This is a genomic window from Pseudomonas sp. LB3P58 (genome assembly GCF_054897895.1).
This window is the reverse complement of record NZ_JBUBVE010000001.1, coordinates 1,574,010-1,593,389: the sequence shown is the minus strand read 5'-3', so window position 1 is coordinate 1,593,389 and position 19,380 is coordinate 1,574,010. Positions and strand designations below refer to the sequence as shown.

At 60.3% G+C, this 19,380-nt stretch carries 15 protein-coding genes and 3 tRNA genes; all 18 read right to left on the bottom strand.

What is annotated here, in order from left to right; translation table 11 throughout:
* Nucleotides 1-4 precede the first annotated feature (4 nt).
* On the bottom strand, nt 5-1,432 hold the full coding sequence (locus ACYZTZ_RS07360; RefSeq protein WP_462000651.1) for a DHA2 family efflux MFS transporter permease subunit: 1,428 nt from the start codon (nt 1,430-1,432) through the stop codon (nt 5-7).
* Nucleotides 1,429-2,640 (bottom strand): type III PLP-dependent enzyme, encoded by a 1,212-nt coding sequence (locus ACYZTZ_RS07355; RefSeq protein WP_461997669.1) that lies wholly within the window; start codon nt 2,638-2,640, stop codon nt 1,429-1,431. Before ACYZTZ_RS07355 ends, ACYZTZ_RS07360 begins: the two co-directional genes overlap by 4 nt.
* Complete coding sequence (locus tag ACYZTZ_RS07350) at nt 2,633-4,417, bottom strand: IucA/IucC family protein (RefSeq protein WP_461997668.1); 1,785 nt, start codon at nt 4,415-4,417, stop codon at nt 2,633-2,635. Before ACYZTZ_RS07350 ends, ACYZTZ_RS07355 begins: the two co-directional genes overlap by 8 nt.
* Nucleotides 4,418-4,629: 212 nt before the next feature.
* Entirely contained in the window at nt 4,630-6,006 is a 1,377-nt protein-coding gene (locus ACYZTZ_RS07345) for a diaminobutyrate--2-oxoglutarate transaminase (RefSeq protein ID WP_462000650.1), read from the bottom strand.
* A gap of 355 nt (nt 6,007-6,361) precedes the next feature.
* The gene (locus ACYZTZ_RS07340; protein ID WP_461997667.1) at nt 6,362-8,785 is read right to left on the bottom strand and encodes a TonB-dependent siderophore receptor; all 2,424 of its coding nucleotides are present in this window, start codon (nt 8,783-8,785) and stop codon (nt 6,362-6,364) included.
* Nucleotides 8,786-8,852: 67 nt separating this feature from the next.
* The gene (locus ACYZTZ_RS07335; protein ID WP_461997666.1) at nt 8,853-9,803 is read right to left on the bottom strand and encodes a FecR domain-containing protein; all 951 of its coding nucleotides are present in this window, start codon (nt 9,801-9,803) and stop codon (nt 8,853-8,855) included.
* Nucleotides 9,800-10,309, bottom strand: a complete 510-nt coding sequence (locus ACYZTZ_RS07330; protein WP_461997665.1) for a sigma-70 family RNA polymerase sigma factor — start codon at nt 10,307-10,309, stop codon at nt 9,800-9,802. The genes ACYZTZ_RS07335 and ACYZTZ_RS07330 overlap by 4 nt, the downstream gene beginning before the upstream one ends.
* Nucleotides 10,310-10,703: 394 nt before the next feature.
* Nucleotides 10,704-10,780 (bottom strand) — tRNA-Asp (locus ACYZTZ_RS07325).
* A gap of 93 nt (nt 10,781-10,873) precedes the next feature.
* Nucleotides 10,874-10,950: transfer RNA gene (locus tag ACYZTZ_RS07320), tRNA-Asp, on the bottom strand.
* Between the two features lie 55 nt (nt 10,951-11,005).
* Nucleotides 11,006-11,081: transfer RNA gene (locus ACYZTZ_RS07315), tRNA-Val, on the bottom strand.
* A 159-nt stretch (nt 11,082-11,240) separates the two neighbouring features.
* Nucleotides 11,241-12,017 carry an SDR family oxidoreductase gene (locus tag ACYZTZ_RS07310; RefSeq protein ID WP_415770108.1) on the bottom strand — a complete coding sequence of 259 codons (777 nt, stop codon included), beginning with the start codon at nt 12,015-12,017 and terminating at the stop codon, nt 11,241-11,243.
* The gene (locus ACYZTZ_RS07305) at nt 12,014-13,225 is read right to left on the bottom strand and encodes an O-succinylhomoserine sulfhydrylase (RefSeq protein ID WP_056744410.1); all 1,212 of its coding nucleotides are present in this window, start codon (nt 13,223-13,225) and stop codon (nt 12,014-12,016) included. Before ACYZTZ_RS07305 ends, ACYZTZ_RS07310 begins: the two co-directional genes overlap by 4 nt.
* Before the next feature lie 64 nt (nt 13,226-13,289).
* On the bottom strand, nt 13,290-14,795 hold the full coding sequence (gene purF / locus ACYZTZ_RS07300) for an amidophosphoribosyltransferase (RefSeq protein WP_010456022.1): 1,506 nt from the start codon (nt 14,793-14,795) through the stop codon (nt 13,290-13,292).
* 41 nt (nt 14,796-14,836) lie between these two features.
* A complete protein-coding gene (locus ACYZTZ_RS07295; RefSeq protein ID WP_046047730.1) occupies nt 14,837-15,397 on the bottom strand; it encodes a CvpA family protein in 561 nt (186 codons plus the stop codon).
* A gap of 287 nt (nt 15,398-15,684) precedes the next feature.
* Nucleotides 15,685-16,344 (bottom strand): SPOR domain-containing protein, encoded by a 660-nt coding sequence (locus ACYZTZ_RS07290; RefSeq protein ID WP_461997664.1) that lies wholly within the window; start codon nt 16,342-16,344, stop codon nt 15,685-15,687.
* On the bottom strand, nt 16,328-17,635 hold the full coding sequence (gene folC, locus ACYZTZ_RS07285) for a bifunctional tetrahydrofolate synthase/dihydrofolate synthase (RefSeq protein WP_461997663.1): 1,308 nt from the start codon (nt 17,633-17,635) through the stop codon (nt 16,328-16,330). The genes ACYZTZ_RS07290 and folC overlap by 17 nt, the downstream gene beginning before the upstream one ends.
* Nucleotides 17,632-18,552, bottom strand: a complete 921-nt coding sequence (accD, locus tag ACYZTZ_RS07280; protein WP_056744405.1) for an acetyl-CoA carboxylase, carboxyltransferase subunit beta — start codon at nt 18,550-18,552, stop codon at nt 17,632-17,634. Before accD ends, folC begins: the two co-directional genes overlap by 4 nt.
* A 182-nt stretch (nt 18,553-18,734) precedes the next feature.
* Nucleotides 18,735-19,355 (bottom strand): phosphoribosylanthranilate isomerase, encoded by a 621-nt coding sequence (locus tag ACYZTZ_RS07275; protein ID WP_056744403.1) that lies wholly within the window; start codon nt 19,353-19,355, stop codon nt 18,735-18,737.
* Nucleotides 19,356-19,380: the final 25 nt, after the last annotated feature.

The following is a 19,380-nucleotide window of genomic DNA, read 5'->3' as shown; positions in this document are numbered from 1 at the left end:
AGAATTAACGGTGTTCGAGGGCTGAGGGCAGTGCCTCGGCCGGCTCGTCGGATGCGTGAACGGGAAAACGCCAGGCACAGGGCAATGCCAGCAGGATGAGGATGCCGGTGGCCATGAAGACCTCGCTGATCGCCCCCGAGCTGGCCATCGAAACCACCCCGCCCCCGGTCTCGGCAGTCAGGCGGAATTCCAGCCACAGGGAGGCAATCACGATGGCCAGCGACGAGACGAGACGACGGGAAATGTTGTTCATCGCCGCGCCTTGAGTGACCATCGGTTCAGGCAGCGCATCGAGCCCGGCGGTGGTGATGGGGATATAGGACAGGCCCAGTCCGGCGCCGCGGACCATCATCAGGAAAAACACCACACCGATTGAAGCGCCAGCCCCCAGCACGCCCAATCCCAGCGTGGCGCCCCCGGTCAGCAGCAGCCCCCAGAGCACCACGCCACGCGGGCCGTGACGGTCCAGCCACTTGCCGCCGAGATGCCCGAACAGGCTGGCGAACAGCGCCGTGCACAGCAGCGACAGACCGGTCCAGATAGCGCTGTAGCCCATCACCACTTGCACCAGCAGCGGCAGCAGCACCAGACACTCGAACATGCCGACCGACTGCACCACCGCGATGATCACGCTCAAGCGATAACCGCGCAGGGCAAAGATGCGCAGGTTGAGCAGCGGCGAAGTCCGGTTCAGCTCCAGTCGCACGAACGCCACCAGACACAGGATCGCCGCCAGCAGCATGCCAAGGTTGAGCGGATCAGTGAGGGCTTCGGCATGGCGCAGGCGGCCAACAGCGACCATCAGCAGACCGATGCCCGTCGCGATCAGCAGGTAACCCGCCAGGTCGAAAGGTTTGCGTTCCGATGCTTCAGAAGCAGGCAAAACGCCGACGCCAAGGATCAGCGCCAGCAGGCCAATCGGCACATTCATCAGGAACAGCGAGCGCCAACTGAACCACTCCAGCATCAGGCTCCCGCACAAGGGCCCCAATGCTGGCGCCAGCATGACCGCCGCGCCCCACAGGCCGGTGACCCTGCCCCGCTCACCCTTGGCGTACACCGAAAAAATGATCGCCAACGACAGCGGAATCATCAGCCCGCTGGCGATGCCTTGCACCACGCGTGCGGCAATCACCAGCGCGATGGAGTTGGCCAGCGCCCCCAGCAGCGAACCACAGACAAACAACGCCACGCCCCACAAATACAGGGTTTTGCGCCCCATCCGCTGGCTGAGAAAACTGGTGAGGGGCATGGTCATGCCCATGCTCACCATGAACGCCGCCACAATCCAGGTGGCCAACAGCGGACCGATATCAAAGGCCTCCATGAACGCCGGCAACGCCGGATTCAGCGAGCTGTTGTTCAGGCTGACCGTCAACGTGCCCAACAACACATTGACCACTACCAACCAGCGCGGAACGGCAAATGTCAGTCCCACGGGGCGGCTCCGGCCTGTTGCACAAACACCTGCGGCGGTCGCGGATGACAGAGGAAGTCGGCATGGGAAATGTTGTAGCCATAGGCACCGGCCAGCGGCAGCACCAGCATGTCGCCGAGCTCCACCCCGGTGAGCGGGCAATCGCGGCTCAGCACATCCTTGGGCGTGCAGAGCTGCCCCACGACGGTCCAGTCCTGTTGTGTCGCCGGTGGTGTTACGCGATGCCGGGGCAGATGAATGATCGGATGATCATGCCCCTGGGCAACCGGTAAACGGAACTGATGGGTGCCGCCCCGACAGACCAGGAAGTGCTTGCCGTGACTGGTTTTCTTGTCCAGCACTTCAATCGCGTAATAGCCGCAGAAGGCGCTGATGAATCGACCGGGCTCAAAGCGCACGATGGGCGCATCGGCACACGCCGCGAGGGACTGGCCCAAATGCGTACACAAGCGCTGCCAATCGAATTGCTGCGGCCCGAGGTAATTAACGCCGATGCCACCGCCCACATTGAGGTGGGTGATCGCTGCGGGATCGGCCGACAACGCTTTCCATTGCGGCCAGCGCTGCAAGTACAGATCGAGCAATTGTTCATGGCGCTCCACCTGCGATTGATGGGACATCGCATGCACATGAAAGCCCTTGAGCCGCAGGTGGCTGGCGTTATCGACCCAGCTGACCGCCTGAGCCAGTTCCGACTCGTCGATCCCGAACGGTGTGGCGGTGCCGGCCATCGCCAGTTTGCTGGAGAGCGGCGACGGCAGTTCGGGGTTGATCCGCAGCAAGACGTCTTGCACGTGCCCCGCTTCCAGTGCCAGCCGTTGCAAGCGGACGATTTCGTTCAGGCTTTCGATGTGAATCGCTTCGACCTGGTGTTGCAGCGCCGAACGCAGATCGGAGTCCAGTTTGCCGGGGCCGGAGAAGATGAATGGCTTGCGCGTCGGGCAGGCCTGGAGACGATCGATCTCGCCGCCGGAGGAAATCTCGAACCCGTGCACCAACGGCGCCACGGTGGCCAGGATTTGCGCTTCGCTGTTGGCCTTGATCGCGTAGTAAAGCTCTACACCTTCGGGCAGCGCCGCCATTACCTGCGTGACGTGCTGTTTCAGCGCGTCCAGGTCATAGATGAACAGCGCCAACGGGTCTTCATGTTGTGTACGGGCGTCGTCGATCGCGGCCAAAACCGCTGCGGGCAGCTTATCCATGCTTGGCCTCCTTGCCCCACGGGGACACCAGACTGACGTAGCTGGCCTGGCGATCAGCCTTGGCTGCCAGACGAACTTTCAGGTTGGTTTTGCAGGCAATCGGCTGACCGGCGATCAGTGCGTCCAGTTCCGGCGCAGCGCGGGTCAATTCGGCGCGGATGCTGATCAACTGCTGCTCCACCCGTTGCCACATCAGCGGCGCCAGGTGCGGACGCTCCCAGCTCAGGGCCAGTACCGCCTCGGACAAGTTGTTGACGAACAGGCAATAAACGATGCGATTCCAGCCTTGCTGGCGGGAATAGAGCAGCGACTCACGCACCCGTGGATGAGCGTCTGCATCGATCCGGGAAGCACCCAGTTCGTCGGTCAGTTTGACCCCTTCGAAATCCCGCAAGAGCAAGCGTTGTGGACGACCGTTGTCATGCACCAGCACGCTGTTCTGCAAATGCGGTTCCATGACGATGCCGTGATTGAAGAACAGCGCCAGCACCGGCCGCAGCAGCAGCGCCTGATAGTCGTCGAACCAGCTCAACAGCTGTTGATCGTCGATGTCATTGCCGTTGAACCGGCTCAGGAACTCATGCACCAACGGCGGTAAATGCAGGCCACGAGCGAACAACGTACCGGCCATGATGCTGCAGTCGGTGCCGGTGTCGAGGCAGAAGTTCTCCCGCAGGATCGCCCCGGTCTGTTCGCGGAACCAGTGGTTATCGGCTTCGCTGGCCTGTTGCGGCGCCCAGCTCAGATTGCCCGGCTCGGCCACCACCGAGAGCCCGCCAAGGGTTTCCGGCCGGGTCTGTTGGAGGTTACGAAAGACTCGGTCGATCATCAGTGCGCTTTCCAGTTCGTACCAGGCGTTTTTCCTGACGCAGTTGGTGATGCGCACGTTCAGCGAGCCCTTGATGAAGAACTCATGGCCCTCGATGTACCAGGTGCGGATGGACGCCGTGGGGTTGGCCATCAGCCCTGTGGCGCCAAGGTCGACGATGGCCGCGGATTTCAACAAACGCTGAACCCGACCATCCTGCATGAACAGCTGCGCCTGAACCGGGTGCATGCAGATAACGGCGTGCCCTGGCCGCGCCTGCGCTTGATCGGCAAAACCGGCCAGCACCTGGGCTTTGCTCAGGCCGTTGGCCCCGACGTTCAATCCTTCCAGCGGCACCTCAAACAGGTGCAATGGCGTGCGGGCCTGGAATTCCGGGGCATAGGTTTCCTGGGCCAGATGAGCTGGCCACAGGCGCGCCTTGGGTGCCGGGTGATTCGGATGACCGAACCACAAGCCCTGCTCGCTGGCGAGGTAACCGCTGAGGGGTGCCGGGTGCTGGCCGTCCATGTTGTGGCCGACGATGGCCGCGGTCAGCAACTGGCTTTGCAACACCTGATCCAGCAACTCGTCGTTGCTCGCGCGGGTCATGTATTCGCACGCCGCGAGCAACTGCTCGACGAACTCGGCAAACCTCAGGCACGACCAGTCGCCTTCGCCACGCCGGGCATAAACGTCCGACAGGTAACGGTGACTGCCCAGACCATCACGGCGGTCCACCATCACAAAGAACTGCTGCTGGTTGGGCAGGCTGATGGTCAGGGGAATGCCCTTCCATTCCAGACCCTCGAGGTAACTGCCCGGGGCGATACCTTGCATCTGCGTCGGCCAACTGTAACTGAGGCAGTTTTCCGGCAAGGCGAACTCTTTGATCAAACAATTAAGCAACGCACGCGTCGTCGCCAACTCACTGACCATATTCGATAAAACATTGCGATCTGGATGATTCATGGGTGCTCCACAGTAGCCCGCGAGGCCACTGGACACGTTATATGGCGAAAAAATTAGTTGCTGATCGACCTGTTTAACGGCCGACGAAACCCCACGTAACGACATCACTTCACTGAACCTATTTAAACAATCAGACAACCATCAAAGTTACTTGCAGTACTGTCATCGAACTGCAATTCGACGGACTGCTAACGCAACTTCGACTGATTCATTCAAGGACGCAACTGCAATAACGCTGCAGCCATTGCGTTATCAAAACGCTGGATGACTTGCTGGCATTGTTCATCGTCGATAATCAATGGCGGCAACAAGCGGATGACATTGCCCTTACGCCCGCCGCGTTCCAGCAACAGGCCTTGTTTGAAGCACTGTTGCTGGATGGCCACGGCCAGCGCCGGGTCCATCGGGAAATGCCCGTGGCGATCAGCCGGCTGGCGCTCGTCGACGATCTCGATGCCCAGCATCAGGCCGCGACCGCGCACCTGGCCAAGGGCCGGATAATGCGCCTGCAACTCGACCAGTCGGTCCTTGAGCCACTGGCCACGACGCTCGGCCTGGGCGGCGAGGTTTTGCTGTTGCAGCACCTGCAACGTGGCCAGCCCGGCGGCCATGGCCATCTGGTTGCCGCGGAAAGTCCCGGCGTGATTGCCTGGCTCCCAGGCGTCGAACTCACGACGGATGCCCAGCACCGCCATGGGCAAACCGCCACCGACCGCTTTGGACATGACGATCAGGTCCGGCTCGATGTCGGCGTGTTCGAAGGCAAACATCTTGCCGGTGCGGCCGAAACCGGTCTGCACTTCGTCGAGGATCAGCAGGATGCCGTGCTTGCGCGTCACCTCGCGGATCGCCCGCAGCCAGCTCACCGGGGCACTGTTGACCCCGCCCTCACCCTGCACCGCTTCAAGGATCACCGCCGCCGGCAGTGACACACCGCTTTCGACGTCTTCGATGAACTGGGTGAAATAGTGGGTCAAGGCCTCGACCCCCGCCTCGCCGCCAATGCCCAGCGGGCAACGGTATTCGTGAGGGTACGGCATGAACTGCACCCCGGGCATCAGGCTGGCGATGGCATTTTTCGGCGCGGTGTTGCCGGTCAGGGCCAGGGCGCCGTGGGTCATGCCATGGTAGGCCCCTGAGAAACTGATGATGTTGTTGCGCCCGGTGTAGGTCTTGGCCAGTTTCAGCGCGGCCTCCACTGCATCCGCCCCGGACGGCCCGCAAAATTGCAGGCAATAATCACGGCCCTGGTTCGGCAACAGGCTGAGCAAGGTTTCGCTGAAAGCGTCCTTGACCGCGGTGGTCAGGTCCAGAGTGTGCATCGGCAGGCCTGAGGCGAGGAAGCTGTCGAGGCTGGCCATGACGGCCGGATGATTGTGCCCCAGGGCCAAAGTACCGGCGCCAGCCAGACAGTCGAGGTAAGTATTGCCCTCGACATCAGTCACCCAGAGCCCGTGCGCCTTGGCGATCGCCAGTGGTAACTTGCGTGGATAACTGCGTACATTAGATTCGAACTTGCTTTGTCGAGCCAAATAGTCGGCATTGGTTTTTTGCAAAGGATTAGAGTGCAATACGCCATCATTCAACATCGCTTCACCCTCGTTAAATTCGATATGCAACTTATTCTCATTACCAAGTTGTTGCAACTAATTCTTACAACCTATTTGGAAATTTACATAGAGCGATTTGAACTATTTTAAAAATAATCAGGCACGCAAAAAACCAAGTTAATAAACCTGGTTTATATTCCGGATGTGCCATGATCTAGCCATGATCTTTTAATGCAACTGACAACTTCGGTATAGGCTACCGACAGATAGCGACTTATACGCAAGTGTCTTGATTGTTCATTAACTGATGGTGTGCATATGTCCTTCCTCTATATGAATCAGGTCATGGTCCAACGATGGCGCCCCGCTCCCTGGGGCGCATGACACGGGTGAATCAGAAGTCGACGGTCGCCGAAAGGAGGTAAGTGCGTGGGGTCGACAGCGTCAAGCCAGGCTCGCTGTCATCCGAAGCCCCGGCCGAACTCCAGTAGCGCTTGTCCGCCACGTTCTCGACATTGGCACGCACAGTGACGTTCGTTTCGTCGACCTTGAACGCGTAGCGTGCGCCCACGTCGAAACGCTCCCAGGAGTCGATTTCCTTGTTGTTGGACTGGTCCAGGTACTGCGAGCTGGAGTAAATGCCGCGGCTGGTCAGGGTCAGGCCCTGTACAGTCGGCACGTCCCACTCGGCGCCCAGGTTGACGTTGTATTTCGGCGTGGCCGGCGCCCGGTTGCCGTCGAAGGTGCCATTGGTGGTGTCCTTCAACTCGCTGTCGATGTACATGACACCGCCGAGCAGACGGAAACCATCGAGCGGTTCACCGAACACACTCAGTTCCACACCAGTGTTCTCACGCTTGCCGTTCGGGCCGAAGACGCGCGTCGTGGCATTGGTCTCGTAAGCCGGCTGCTTGATCCGGAACACGGCGGCGGTGACGGCGAACGCACCGGCGTCATACTTGGCACCGACCTCGACCTGGCGGCTGATGAACGGCGGGAAGATCTCGTCCTCGTTCACCGAAGTCGACGGTGCGATCTTGCCCTGGCTCAGGCCTTCCATGTAGTTGGCATACAGCGACAGCTTATCGGTGGCCTTGAACAGGATGCCGCCCGATGGCGAGACCTTTTCCTCGTCGTAGCCGGTGTCGCCTCTGACGTTATCGGTCCAGTCGTCAACCTTCACGCGCTGCCAGCGGGCGCCGAGGGTCAGCAGCAGCCGGTCATCGAAGAAACCCAGGGTGTCGGACAACGCCACACCGGTGGAACGGTTTTCGGTATAGACCTCCGAATCCTGTCGCGTGGGCCTGACCGGCGTTGGTGTTACCACAGGGTTATAGATGTTGCTGTTGGCCGAGGCATACCGGGCGCCGCCGTTTTCAAAGTCCATGTAGTAATAGCTGGCGGCCAGGTTGACTTCATGGCTTACCGGGCCGGTATGGAACCAGTTGCGCACACCCGCTGTGGCCGTCCGGACATTTTCGTCACGAGTGAAGTCACGCGGTTGAACGCTGAAATTACCGGCGTCGTTGGTGACCGAAACAGCATGTCGAAGGAAGTCATGGTTACTTTTACGCGCGCCCACACCGCCGTACAACATGACGGAATCGTTGACATCGAACTCAGCATTCACCGTGCCGAACGTGTCGTTGGTACTCGCCTTGCTCCAGGGCTGCGCATAGTTGCGGCGCACATCGCTGGCATGCGGAACCTGCGCGTTAGGGCCAACCTGTACGCGCTCCTGCGGTGCGTCGGTATCACGTTCAGTGCGCCCGATGTCCGTCGAGAGCCGCAGGCGTTCACCGCGAAAATCCAGGCCCAGCACGGCCATCTCGCGGTCGACATTCTGGTGATCCCATTCGGTGTCGCCGGACTGTTTTACGCCGTTGAAACGAAGACCGAACTTGTTGTCTTCACCAAAGCGCCGGCCGACATCCACGGCACCGCCGACCTGGCTGTCGGAAGCGTAACTGCCGGTAAATGAAGTGATGGGCTTGTCGGTCGCACGCTTGGGCACCACGTTGATCGCGCCACCCACGCTGCCCCGCGGCGAGATGCCGTTGATGAGCTGGCTCGGGCCTTTGAGGACGTCGACGCGGTCGGCCATCTCCATGTCAATCGTATAGGTCGGCAGGACGCCGTAGAGGCCGTTGTAGGAAACATCACTGTTGAACAGGCTCAACCCTCGAATGGTGAACTGCTCATAGCGCCCACCCGCCGGGTTGGTGGCGCGAACCGAAGGATCGTTGGCGATCAGGTCGCCCAAGGTACGCGCCTGCTGGTTTTTGACCACCTCACTGGTGTAGGTGGTCATGCTGAACGGCGTTTCCATAAAGTCTTTCGAGCCCAGCAAGCCTTGCGACCCGCGACGCGCGACCTGGCCGCCGACATACGGATCGCCGTGCTCCGAGTCAGTGGCACCGACAATCGAGGTGGCGCCCAGTTGCAGGCTGCTGCCTTCTGGCACCGGGGTCAGGATGTACGCCTCTTCGCCCACCGGCTGCAGTTGCAGACCGGAACCCTGCAACAGTCGGGCAAAGCCCTCCTCGACCGCGTATTCACCGGAAAGTCCAGGGCTGGTGCGACTGCCCACCAGTGCCGGGTCCACTGACAGGTTGACCCCGGCCAGCCCGGCGAAACGGGTCAGCGCTGCGCTGAGGCTTCCTGCCGGCACCTGGTAACTGCGTCGAGGCGCGTCTTCGGCCCAACCGGCAGTGATGAACAACGGACAGGCACTCAGGCTCAACAACAGACTCAAATGCAACAACGGGCGCAGCCTGGAAGAACCCAGACGCGTACTGCAGGGCATCACAACTGGCATTGAGAATCTCTCTGATTTCGTTTCACTTGCCTTGAATGACAAGCGACGCGAAAAAAGGGGACACACCTCAAACACTATTTTTGCGCGGCAGCAACGTGACCCAGTAGCGGGTTCGCCTATGCACCTCCAGCGGCAAGCTGGCCGCCAGCAACGTCAGGATGCGATCGGTGTCTTCCAGACGGAAACTGCCGGTGACGCGCAGGGATTCGAGCTCCGGTTCCCAGCGCAACAGTCCCGGACGATAGGTGCTGAGTTCACGCAGAAAATCGCCCAGGGGCTGGTTCTGTGCCATCAACACGCCGTCGCGCCAGCCTGGGGCAAGCACATCGAAAGGTTCGACGCGCCCGGCACCCATCGCCTGAAGGCTGACTTGCTGGCCTGCGCGCAATGAAAAGACCGGTCCGCGCAAAGGCTGCAACTGCACGGCACCTTTAAGCACTGAGACCTTGCACCCCGTCTGCCCCTGACGAACGCACACCTCGCTCTGACTGACGACCACTTGCCCGAAGTGCGTCTGGATCGTCAGCGGCGAGGTGCCGGGCACATTCAGCGCTATTTCGCCTTCCACGAGTCTCAGCCGGCGGTTCTTCAGGTCGATATCGACGGCACTTGCGGTGTTCAATTGCAGTGAACTGCCATCGGCCAACTGGACTTTTTTGCCCTCCCCGGTCGCCGTTCGCAGGTCAGCGCGCCAGACGTCCAGCGGTAGCTGCCGGCTGATCAGCCAGGCGGTGGGCACCAACGCCACCGCCCCGACGGCGCGCTTGAGCACCGTGCGCCGACTCGTCTGCGGCCGATCCAGGCTGGCCATGGCCAGTGCCGACGGCAGGTCGGCAAAGCGTTGGCGCAAGAGTTGGGCTTTCTGCCAGGCCTGTTCGTGACTGGGATGGCTGTCACGCCAGTGCTGCAGATTGGCACGATCGCGATCATTGGCGGCGCCTGATTCCATGAGTGCCAGCCATTGAGCGGCAGCCCGCACGACTTGCCGGGCTTCTGCCGAAGGGGTCGAACCGATCACAATTCCACCAACAGGCAATGTTCATAGGCTTGCGCCATGTAGCGTTTGATCGTGCGCTCCGAGACTTGCAGGCGTTCGGCAATTTCGTGATAACCCAAGCCTTCCAGCTGGCTCCAGAGAAACGCCCGTCGCACCGCGGTCGGCAATCCATCGAGCAATTCGTCCAGGGCTTGCAGGGTTTCCAGGAGCAACCAACGTTGCTCGGGCGACGGCACGCAATCCTCAGGCAGCAGCGCCAGCGCACTGAGGTAGGCCTGCTCCAGGCTGCGGCGCTTATAGAAGTTGGTGAGCAGTCGCTTGCCGACCGTCGCCAGATAGGCGCGGGGTTCTTCCAGGTCAGCGATGTGCTGGGAGCTGGCGAGTAAACGCACGAACGTATCCTGGCTCAAGTCCGCCGCATCATGGCCATTGCTCATGCGCCGCCTCAACCAGCTTTCGAGCCAGCCACGATGGTCGCGGTACAGGTCGTGGAAGGTTTGCGCCGCCGGCATCGCTGCATCACTCATCTAAAGGAACCCTGCGCGAAGAAATATTTTAAATGCGACTCATTCTAATTAGTGTTGATACTTCAAACCAAGCGCTTTATGCGTTTCGCCCCCAGGAAAAATTTGAATACGCGAATGAGAGACAGGTGTTTCTGCCACGCAGCCACCGGTTGATCAGGGCTGAGCGTTATTGAGGGAAATCGTCGATAGGAGTAACAATTCGACACACGGCCGCATTGGGCTGGCAGATGCGAATACCCATGGTTGCGGGGAGCAGGAGAGAAAATCCAAATCGCAGACACAAAAAACCCCGGTCTTTCGACCAGGGTCTTTGCTATCGACTCGAAGTAGACACTGGTTTTACCAGCGGCTTTCTTCGTAGCTCCAAGGCGTTCAGTGGGCCTTGAGGCAGATATGGCGCAGCGGACGGGACTCGAACCCGCGACCCCCGGCGTGACAGGCCGGTATTCTAACCGACTGAACTACCGCTGCGTATCGCTTTGGACTTGCGTCCAAGTAACTCGTCTGACTGAAAGCTTCGAGGCTTTCAATCTCGAACCAGAATAAACTCTGACTCGGAAAATATGGCGCAGCGGACGGGACTCGAACCCGCGACCCCCGGCGTGACAGGCCGGTATTCTAACCGACTGAACTACCGCTGCGCGTCGGTGGAGGCTTTTAAAAGCTTCCATCTTGCTTTCGCAAGACTCTCGGAAGTGGTGGGTGATGACGGGATCGAACCGCCGACATTCTGCTTGTAAGGCAGACGCTCTCCCAGCTGAGCTAATCACCCGTTTGCATCTCCGAGGCCGCGAAATTTACGCAGGTACCGATGCTAAGTCAATACCCCGCTTGAAGTTTTTCTGAAAAAGACAAAATCATGTCATTTCCCGCAGCGTTGCCAACGGCCGTCTGCAACCTCAAGCCGCCGCTGTCGCGGCCCCTGCTCGAATTACTCGCTGTAAATCATCTTCTTGGTCATGCCGCCATCGACCACGAACTCCTGGCCCGTGACAAAACCGGCGTTCTTCGACAACAGCCAGGCGACCATCGCCGCTACGTCCTCGACCGTCCCTACCCTGCCCGCCGGATGCTGGGCATGATCGGCATCGGTCAGCGGTTCGGCACGACGTGCGGAGGGATCCCGCGCATCGATCCAACCCGGGCTGACTGCATTGACGCGGATTTCCGGTCCGAGGCTGATCGCCAAGGCATGAGTCAGGGCCAACAGGCCGCCCTTGCTCGCCGCATAAGCCTCGGTGTCGGGTTCTGACTGCCCGGCGCGGGTCGAGGCCAGGTTGACGATTGCGCCGCTGTGAGCGCGCAGGTACGGCGCACAGTGCTTGGCCAACAGCATCGGCCCACTGAGATTCACCGCCAGCACCCGATTCCAGTACGCCAGATCAAGACTTTCAAGGGTGATGTTGTGCGGATCGGCAACCGCCGCGTTGCACACCAGCGCATCCAGACGCCCGAACTGCCCCAGCACCTCGGCGACGCCCAACGCCACCTGCCCTTCGTTCGAGACGTCCATGGCGATGAACCAGGCGTTGTCGCCGAGCACCTTCGCCACTTTCGAACCGCGCACCCGATCAAGATCAGTCAGCACCACCTGCCAGCCTTCGCTGATCAGCCAGGCCGAGATCCCCAGGCCAATACCCCGCGCAGCACCCGTGACCAGTGCAACGCGGCCATTGGTGCCAGTGCTTGGCGTGGACAACTCGATCACAAGGCAGCCAACCCGCGCGCCAGATCGGCTTGCAGGTCGGCCACGTCTTCCAGACCGACCGCGATGCGGATCAGGCTGTCACGAATGCCCGCTGCCTCACGCTCTTGCGGCGCCAGACGGCCGTGAGAGGTGGTGCTTGGGTGCGTAATGGTGGTTTTGCTGTCACCGAGGTTGGCGGTGATGGAAATCAGACGGGTCGCATCGATAAAGCGCCAGGCGCCCTCTTTGCCGCCCTTGACCTCGAAACTCACGACCGCACCAAAGCCTTTCTGCTGACGTAGGGCCAACGCGTGCTGCGGATGGCTTTTGAGACCGGCGTAATGGACTTTCTCGATGCCTTCCTGCTGCTCCAGCCATTCGGCCAGTTGCTGGGCATTGGCACAGTGCGCCTTCATGCGCAGGCTCAGGGTTTCCAGGCCTTTGAGGAAGATCCAGGCATTGAACGGGCTCAGGGTCGGCCCGGCAGTCCGCAGAAAACCGACGACTTCTTTCATCTGTTCGCTGCGACCGGCCACAACACCGCCCATGCAACGGCCCTGGCCGTCGATGAATTTGGTCGCCGAGTGCACGACGATGTCCGCGCCCATCTTCAGCGGCTGTTGCAACGCAGGGGTGCAGAAGCAGTTGTCGACCACCAGCATCGCGCCTTTGGCGTGAGCGATTTTCGACAACTCGGCGATGTCCACCAGCTCGGCCAGAGGATTAGATGGCGATTCGACGAAGAGCAGTTTGGTGTTGGCCTTGATCGCCGCATCCCAACCGGACAAGTCCGCCAGAGGCACGTAATCGACTTCAATGCCGAAGCGTTTGAAGTACTTCTCGAACAGACTGATGGTCGAACCGAATACGCTGCGCGATACCAGCACGTGATCGCCGGCGCTGCACAGGCTCATCACCACCGCCATGATCGCGGCCATGCCGGTGGCCGTGGCCACGGCTTGTTCGGCGCTTTCCAGCGCGGCAATGCGCTCTTCGAACGCGCGCACGGTCGGGTTGGTGTAGCGCGAGTAAACGTTGCCCGGCACTTCACCGGCAAAGCGTGCCGCCGCATCGGCAGCGGTACGGAATACGTAGCTGGAAGTGAAGAACATCGGATCACCGTGTTCGCCTTCCGGCGTTCGGTGCTGACCGGCGCGTACGGCCAGGGTATCGAACGCTACGCCTTCGAGGTCGCTGTCCAGCCGACCGGCATCCCAATCCTGACTCATGCTGTCACTCCTTGCCTTGCTCTTTTAGTAGATACAAAACCGGCCCCTCAGGGCCGGTAGTTACTCAGTTGTTATACAGATCAATGATCGCACTGACTGCCTGCGTCTTGACCTTGGAGGCATCGTTACGTGCCTGCTCGATCTTGTTCAGGTAAGCCTCGTCGACGTCGCCGGTGACGTACTGGCCGTCGAACACCGCGCAATCGAACTTCTCGATCTTGATCTTGCCGCCACCGACCGCTTCGATCAAGTCAGGCAAGTCCTGATAGATCAACCAGTCAGCGCCGATCAGATCAGCCACGTCCTGGGTCGAACGATTGTGCGCGATCAACTCGTGAGCGCTCGGCATGTCGATACCGTAGACGTTCGGGTAGCGAACGGCCGGTGCCGCGGAGCAGAAGTAGACGTTTTTGGCGCCGGCTTCGCGGGCCATCTGAATGATCTGCTTGCAGGTGGTGCCGCGAACGATGGAGTCGTCCACCAGCATCACGTTTTTGCCGCGGAACTCCAGCTCGATGGCGTTGAGCTTCTGGCGTACGGATTTTTTCCGTGCAGCCTGGCCCGGCATGATGAAGGTCCGGCCGATGTAGCGGTTCTTCACGAAACCTTCGCGGAACTTGACGCCCAAGTGGTTCGCCAACTCCAGGGCCGCGGTGCGGCTGGTGTCCGGAATAGGGATGACCACGTCGATGTCGTGTTCTGGACGCTCGCGCAGGATCTTCTCGGCGAGTTTCTCGCCCATGCGCAGGCGTGCCTTATAGACCGACACGCCATCGATGATCGAGTCCGGACGCGCCAGGTAGACGTGTTCGAAGATGCACGGGGTCAGGGACGGGTTGGTCGCACACTGACGGGTGTGCAGCTTGCCGTCTTCAGTGATGTAGACCGCTTCGCCCGGTGCCAGGTCGCGAATCAGGGTGAAACCGAGCACGTCCAGGGAAACGCTTTCGGAGGCGATCATGTACTCGACGCCTTCGTCGGTGTGACGCTGACCGAAGACGATCGGGCGGATGCCGTGCGGGTCACGGAAACCGACGATGCCGTAACCGGTCACCATCGCCACGACCGCGTAACCACCGACGCAACGGTTGTGCACGTCAGTAACAGCGGCGAACACGTCTTCTTCGGTTGGCTGCAACTTGCCGCGCTGGGCCAGTTCGTGAGCGAACACGTTAAGCAGCACTTCCGAATCGGAGTTGGTGTTGACGTGGCGCAGGTCAGATTCGTAAATCTCCTTGGCCAACTGTTCAACGTTGGTCAGGTTACCGTTGTGCGCCAGGGTGATGCCGTAAGGCGAGTTGACGTAAAACGGTTGGGCTTCGGCCGAAGTCGAACTGCCCGCGGTCGGGTAACGCACATGGCCAATACCCATGTGGCCGACCAGGCGCTGCATGTGACGTTGATGAAACACGTCACGTACCAGGCCATTGTCCTTGCGCAGGAATAACCGGCCATCATGGCTGGTCACGATACCGGCAGCGTCCTGGCCGCGGTGCTGGAGGACGGTTAGCGCGTCATACAGCGCCTGATTGACGTTCGACTTACCGACGATACCGACGATGCCACACATGCGACGCAACCCCTACTTAATGGATCTGAACTGAACACAACTCACTGAGGCATTTTGGCCATCGGCAAGAGGTGCTCCTTGAACGGTATATCAGCGGGTACGCTGATACCGCTGGCAAGCCACTGACTGCTCCACCCGAGAATCAGGTTTTTGGACCAGTCTGCAACCAATAGAAATTTTGGCACGAGCTGTGACTCTTGCCACCACCCGTCCTGCTGTACCGGCCCCAGGCTCAACAGCCCGACCGCCACGACCACCAGCAACACGCCACGCGCGGCGCCGAAGGCCATGCCGAGGAATCGATCGGTCCCGGACAGCCCGGTGACGCGAACCAATTCGCCGATAAGATAATTGATCATTGCGCCTACGATTAACGTGGCGACAAACATGATGGCACAGCCCGTGATCACACGGGCCGACGGCGTCTGGATGTATCCGGCGAGGTACTCGGACAATGAACCACCGAACATCCAGGCGACGACTCCTGCGATGATCCAGGTCACCAGCGACAGTGCTTCTTTGACGAAGCCGCGGCTCAGACTGATCAATGCGGAGATGGCGACGATTGCAACGATCGCCCAGTCAACCCAGGTAAATGGCACAGTGCAGCCTACAGACGGATAAGGCGGCGCATTTTAGCAGAGCGCATGGCTATCGGTAAGCTGCGATTGTCAGTGCATTTCAAATCGGGGAGATAGTTTTAGCCCCTATCGAAGCTGCACTCGCCCCTGTAGCAGCTGGCGAAGCCTGCGTCCGGCTGCGCAGCAGCCGTAAAATCAGGCAATTCGGTCTATCCGGCACACCGTGCAAGCAGGGTTTACGACTGCTTCGCAGCCGGACGCAGCCTCGCGGGCTCGGCAGCTGCTACATAGAGCCAATTGACGATTCGTTAGCCACGCTCAGGCTGGAAACGCACCACAAAACCCTTGAGGTTCTGCTGACGACCCAACAAGTCACGCAGACGATCGGCTTCTGCACGCTCGATCAGCGGTCCGACAAACACCCGATTCTTGCCGTCGGCAGTACGAATGTAGGCGTTGTAGCCTTGGCTGCGCAGGGATTTCTGCAGGCTTTCTGCACTTGCACGGCTCGACAGGCTGGCCAGTTGCACCGACCAACTGACCGACAGGCCATTGGCATCGACGCGGCTTTGAGTCGTGTCCGGCTTGCCCGGTGCAGCCGTGATGGGCTGGCTAGGTGCTGTCGTAGGCTTGACGACCGGAACAGGAGCCGGAGCGACCGGTTTGGCGGCAGGCGCAGGCGTCACCGGCACACTCGGGGCAATCGCTGTCGACGGTGCTTCTTGCTGAGCGATTTCATCATCACTCGGCACAGGTTCCTGAGGCAGGGCTTGCGGCTCAGGTACTGCCACCGGTTCAACCTGAACTTGCGGCACCGCAGGCGCTTGCGGCGCAGCCGGGGCTTCAACCGTCACTTGACGCTGTTCATCCTGACGGGAAAACAGCATCGGCAGGAAAATCACCGCCAGCGCCACCAGAACCAGGGCGCCAACCATGCGCTGTTTGTATGCCTTATCCAGCAATGCCATTTGCCGCTTCCTCCGTGGAGCGCCGGGCCAGCCATTCGAGGGCCTCGGCGACACAATAAAATGATCCGAACAACAGAATCTCGTCGTCGCTCGTCGCCAGCGCGCACTGCCCATCCAGGGCGGCGGCCACGCTGTCATAGGATGTTACCGAGGCGCCAAGGTTCTGCAATGCTGCGTGCAAATCGGCAACCGGGCGCGCTCGCGGTGAATCCAGCGGCGCAACAGCCCATTGCTGGACACTAGCATTCAATTCACCGACAACACCATCCAGATCCTTGTCCGCCAACAGTCCGAACACCGCCAGACGCTTGCCGACCGGTGGACGGCTGGCCAGACGGCGAGCCAGGTACTCGGCCGCATGCGGGTTATGCCCCACGTCCAGCAACAGGTTCAGGCGCTTGCCCTGCCAGTTGAACTGACGGCGATCGAGGCGACCGACCACGCGAGTGGCTTTCAGCGCAGCAACAATGTGTGCATCCACCCAAGGCAACCCGAGCAACAGGTAAGCCTGCAACGCCAGCGCGGCGTTTTCCATCGGCAGATCGAGCAACGGCAGATCATGCAGCTCGACCACACGCCCTTGAGCGTCAAGACCGCGCCATTGCCAGTTGTGATCGGTGATGCCGAGATCGAAATCACGCCCACGCAGGAAAAACGGGCAATTGAGCTCGCGCGCTTTATCCAGCAGAGGTTGTGGAGGATTCAGGTCGCCACACAGCGCAGGCGCGCCCTGGCGGAAGATGCCGGCCTTTTCGTACGCTACGGATTCACGGGTATCACCCAGATAATCCGCGTGATCGACACCGATGCTGGTGACCAGCGCCATATCGGCATCGACCACGTTGACCGTGTCCAGACGCCCGCCCAGCCCGACTTCCAGCACCACCGCATCGAGACTGGCGTGTTGAAACAGCCAGAACGCTGCCAGGGTGCCCATTTCGAAGTACGTCAGGGATGTGTCGCCACGGCCCGCCTCGACCGCTGCAAAGGCTTCGCACAGCTCGGCGTCAGTGGCTTCGACGCCATTGACCTGCACCCGCTCGTTGTAACGCAGCAGGTGCGGAGAATTGTAGACACCGACGTTCAGGCCCTGCGCCCGCAGCAACGAAGCCACGAATGCGCAGGTAGAACCTTTGCCGTTGGTGCCGGTGACTGTGATCACCCGAGGCGCCGGCTTGCCCAGTCCCATGCGGGACGCTACCTGTTGCGAGCGCTCCAGGCCCATGTCGATGGCCGAAGGGTGCAACTGCTCAAGGTAGGCGAGCCACTCGCCAAGGGTACGTTCGATCATATGTTGGCGGGCACCGGTGGAACCACGATTGGCTCGATTGGCGCGGCGACGAATTTCGGCGTCGGCAGGCCCATCATTTGTGCCAGCAGATTGCCCAGACGCGGACGCAGTTCCTGACGGTGAATGATCATGTCGATCGCACCGTGTTCCAGCAGGAATTCGCTGCGCTGGAAGCCTTCCGGCAGTTTTTCACGCACGGTTTGTTCAATGACGCGCGGGCCAGCGAAGCCGATCAGGGCTTTCGGCTCACCGACGATCACGTCGCCGAGCATCGCCAGACTGGCGGAAACACCACCGTAGACCGGGTCGGTCAAGACGGAGATGAACGGAATGCCTTCTTCACGCAGACGCGCCAGCACCGCAGAGGTCTTGGCCATTTGCATCAGGGAGATCAGGGCTTCCTGCATCCGCGCACCACCGGAAGCAGCGAAGCAGATCATCGGGCAACGGTTTTCCAGCGCGTAGTTGGCAGCGCGAACAAAACGCTCACCAACGATGGCGCCCATCGAACCACCCATGAAGGAGAATTCGAACGCCGACACCACAACCGGCATGCCCAGCAACGTGCCGCTCATGGAGATCAGTGCGTCTTTTTCGCCGGTCTGCTTCTGGGCAGCGGTCAGGCGATCCTTGTACTTCTTGCCGTCGCGGAACTTCAGACGGTCAACCGGCTCAAGGTCCGCGCCCAGTTCGGCACGGCCTTCAGCGTCGAGGAAGATATCGATGCGGGCACGTGCGCCGATACGCATGTGGTGGTTGCACTTGGGGCAAACGTCCAGGGTCTTTTCCAGCTCCGGACGATACAGCACAGCCTCGCAAGACGGGCATTTGTGCCACAGACCTTCAGGCACCGAGCTCTTCTTGACCTCGGAACGCATGATCGAAGGGATCAGTTTGTCTACTAACCAGTTGCTCATGCTTTCTTTCTCCAGTACCGGCGGCCCGAACGCTCTGGTTCGCAGCCCCGCGTATGCCCTTGAGCTAAATTCATGTGTGTGGCGATGATCGATGGGTTGCCGGATCAGCTAAACGTGACCTGCGTACACCCCAAAAACCCTCAGCCATGCCTGTGGACGGCGGCAGTGTGCCAGCCGTCACATCAGCTACTGCGTACCGCTTTAATGAATGCCTGAATCTTTGCGTGATCCTTGATGCCCTTGCTCGCCTCCACCCCACCGCTGACGTCCACGGCATAAGGCCGAACCCTTGTAATCGCCTCGGCGACGTTGTCCGGCGTCAAGCCACCCGCCAGGATGATCGGTTTGCTCAAGCCTTGCGGTATCAGAGACCAGTCAAACGCTTCACCGGTTCCACCGGGTACACCTTCAACGTAGGCGTCGAGCAGGATACCGCTGGCACTTGGAAACGCATCGCACGCAGCCGCGATATCGTCACCGGCCTTGACCCGCAGCGCCTTGATGTACGGACGATTCCATTCTTCGCACTCGGCTGCGGTTTCGTCGCCATGGAACTGCAACAGGTCCAGCGGCACGGCGTCGAGGATTTCTCCCAACTCGCAGCGGCTGGCGTTGACGAACAACCCTACGGTGGTCACGAACGGCGGCAACGCCTTGATGATCGAGCGCGCCTGCTGAAACGTCACGGCCCGTGGGCTTTTGGCGTAGAACACAAATCCGATCGCATCAGCCCCGGCCTCAACCGCCGCCAACGCATCTTCTATGCGGGTAATCCCACAAATCTTGCTGCGAACGGCCGACATGTCGATAGAACCCCAAGGTAAATCC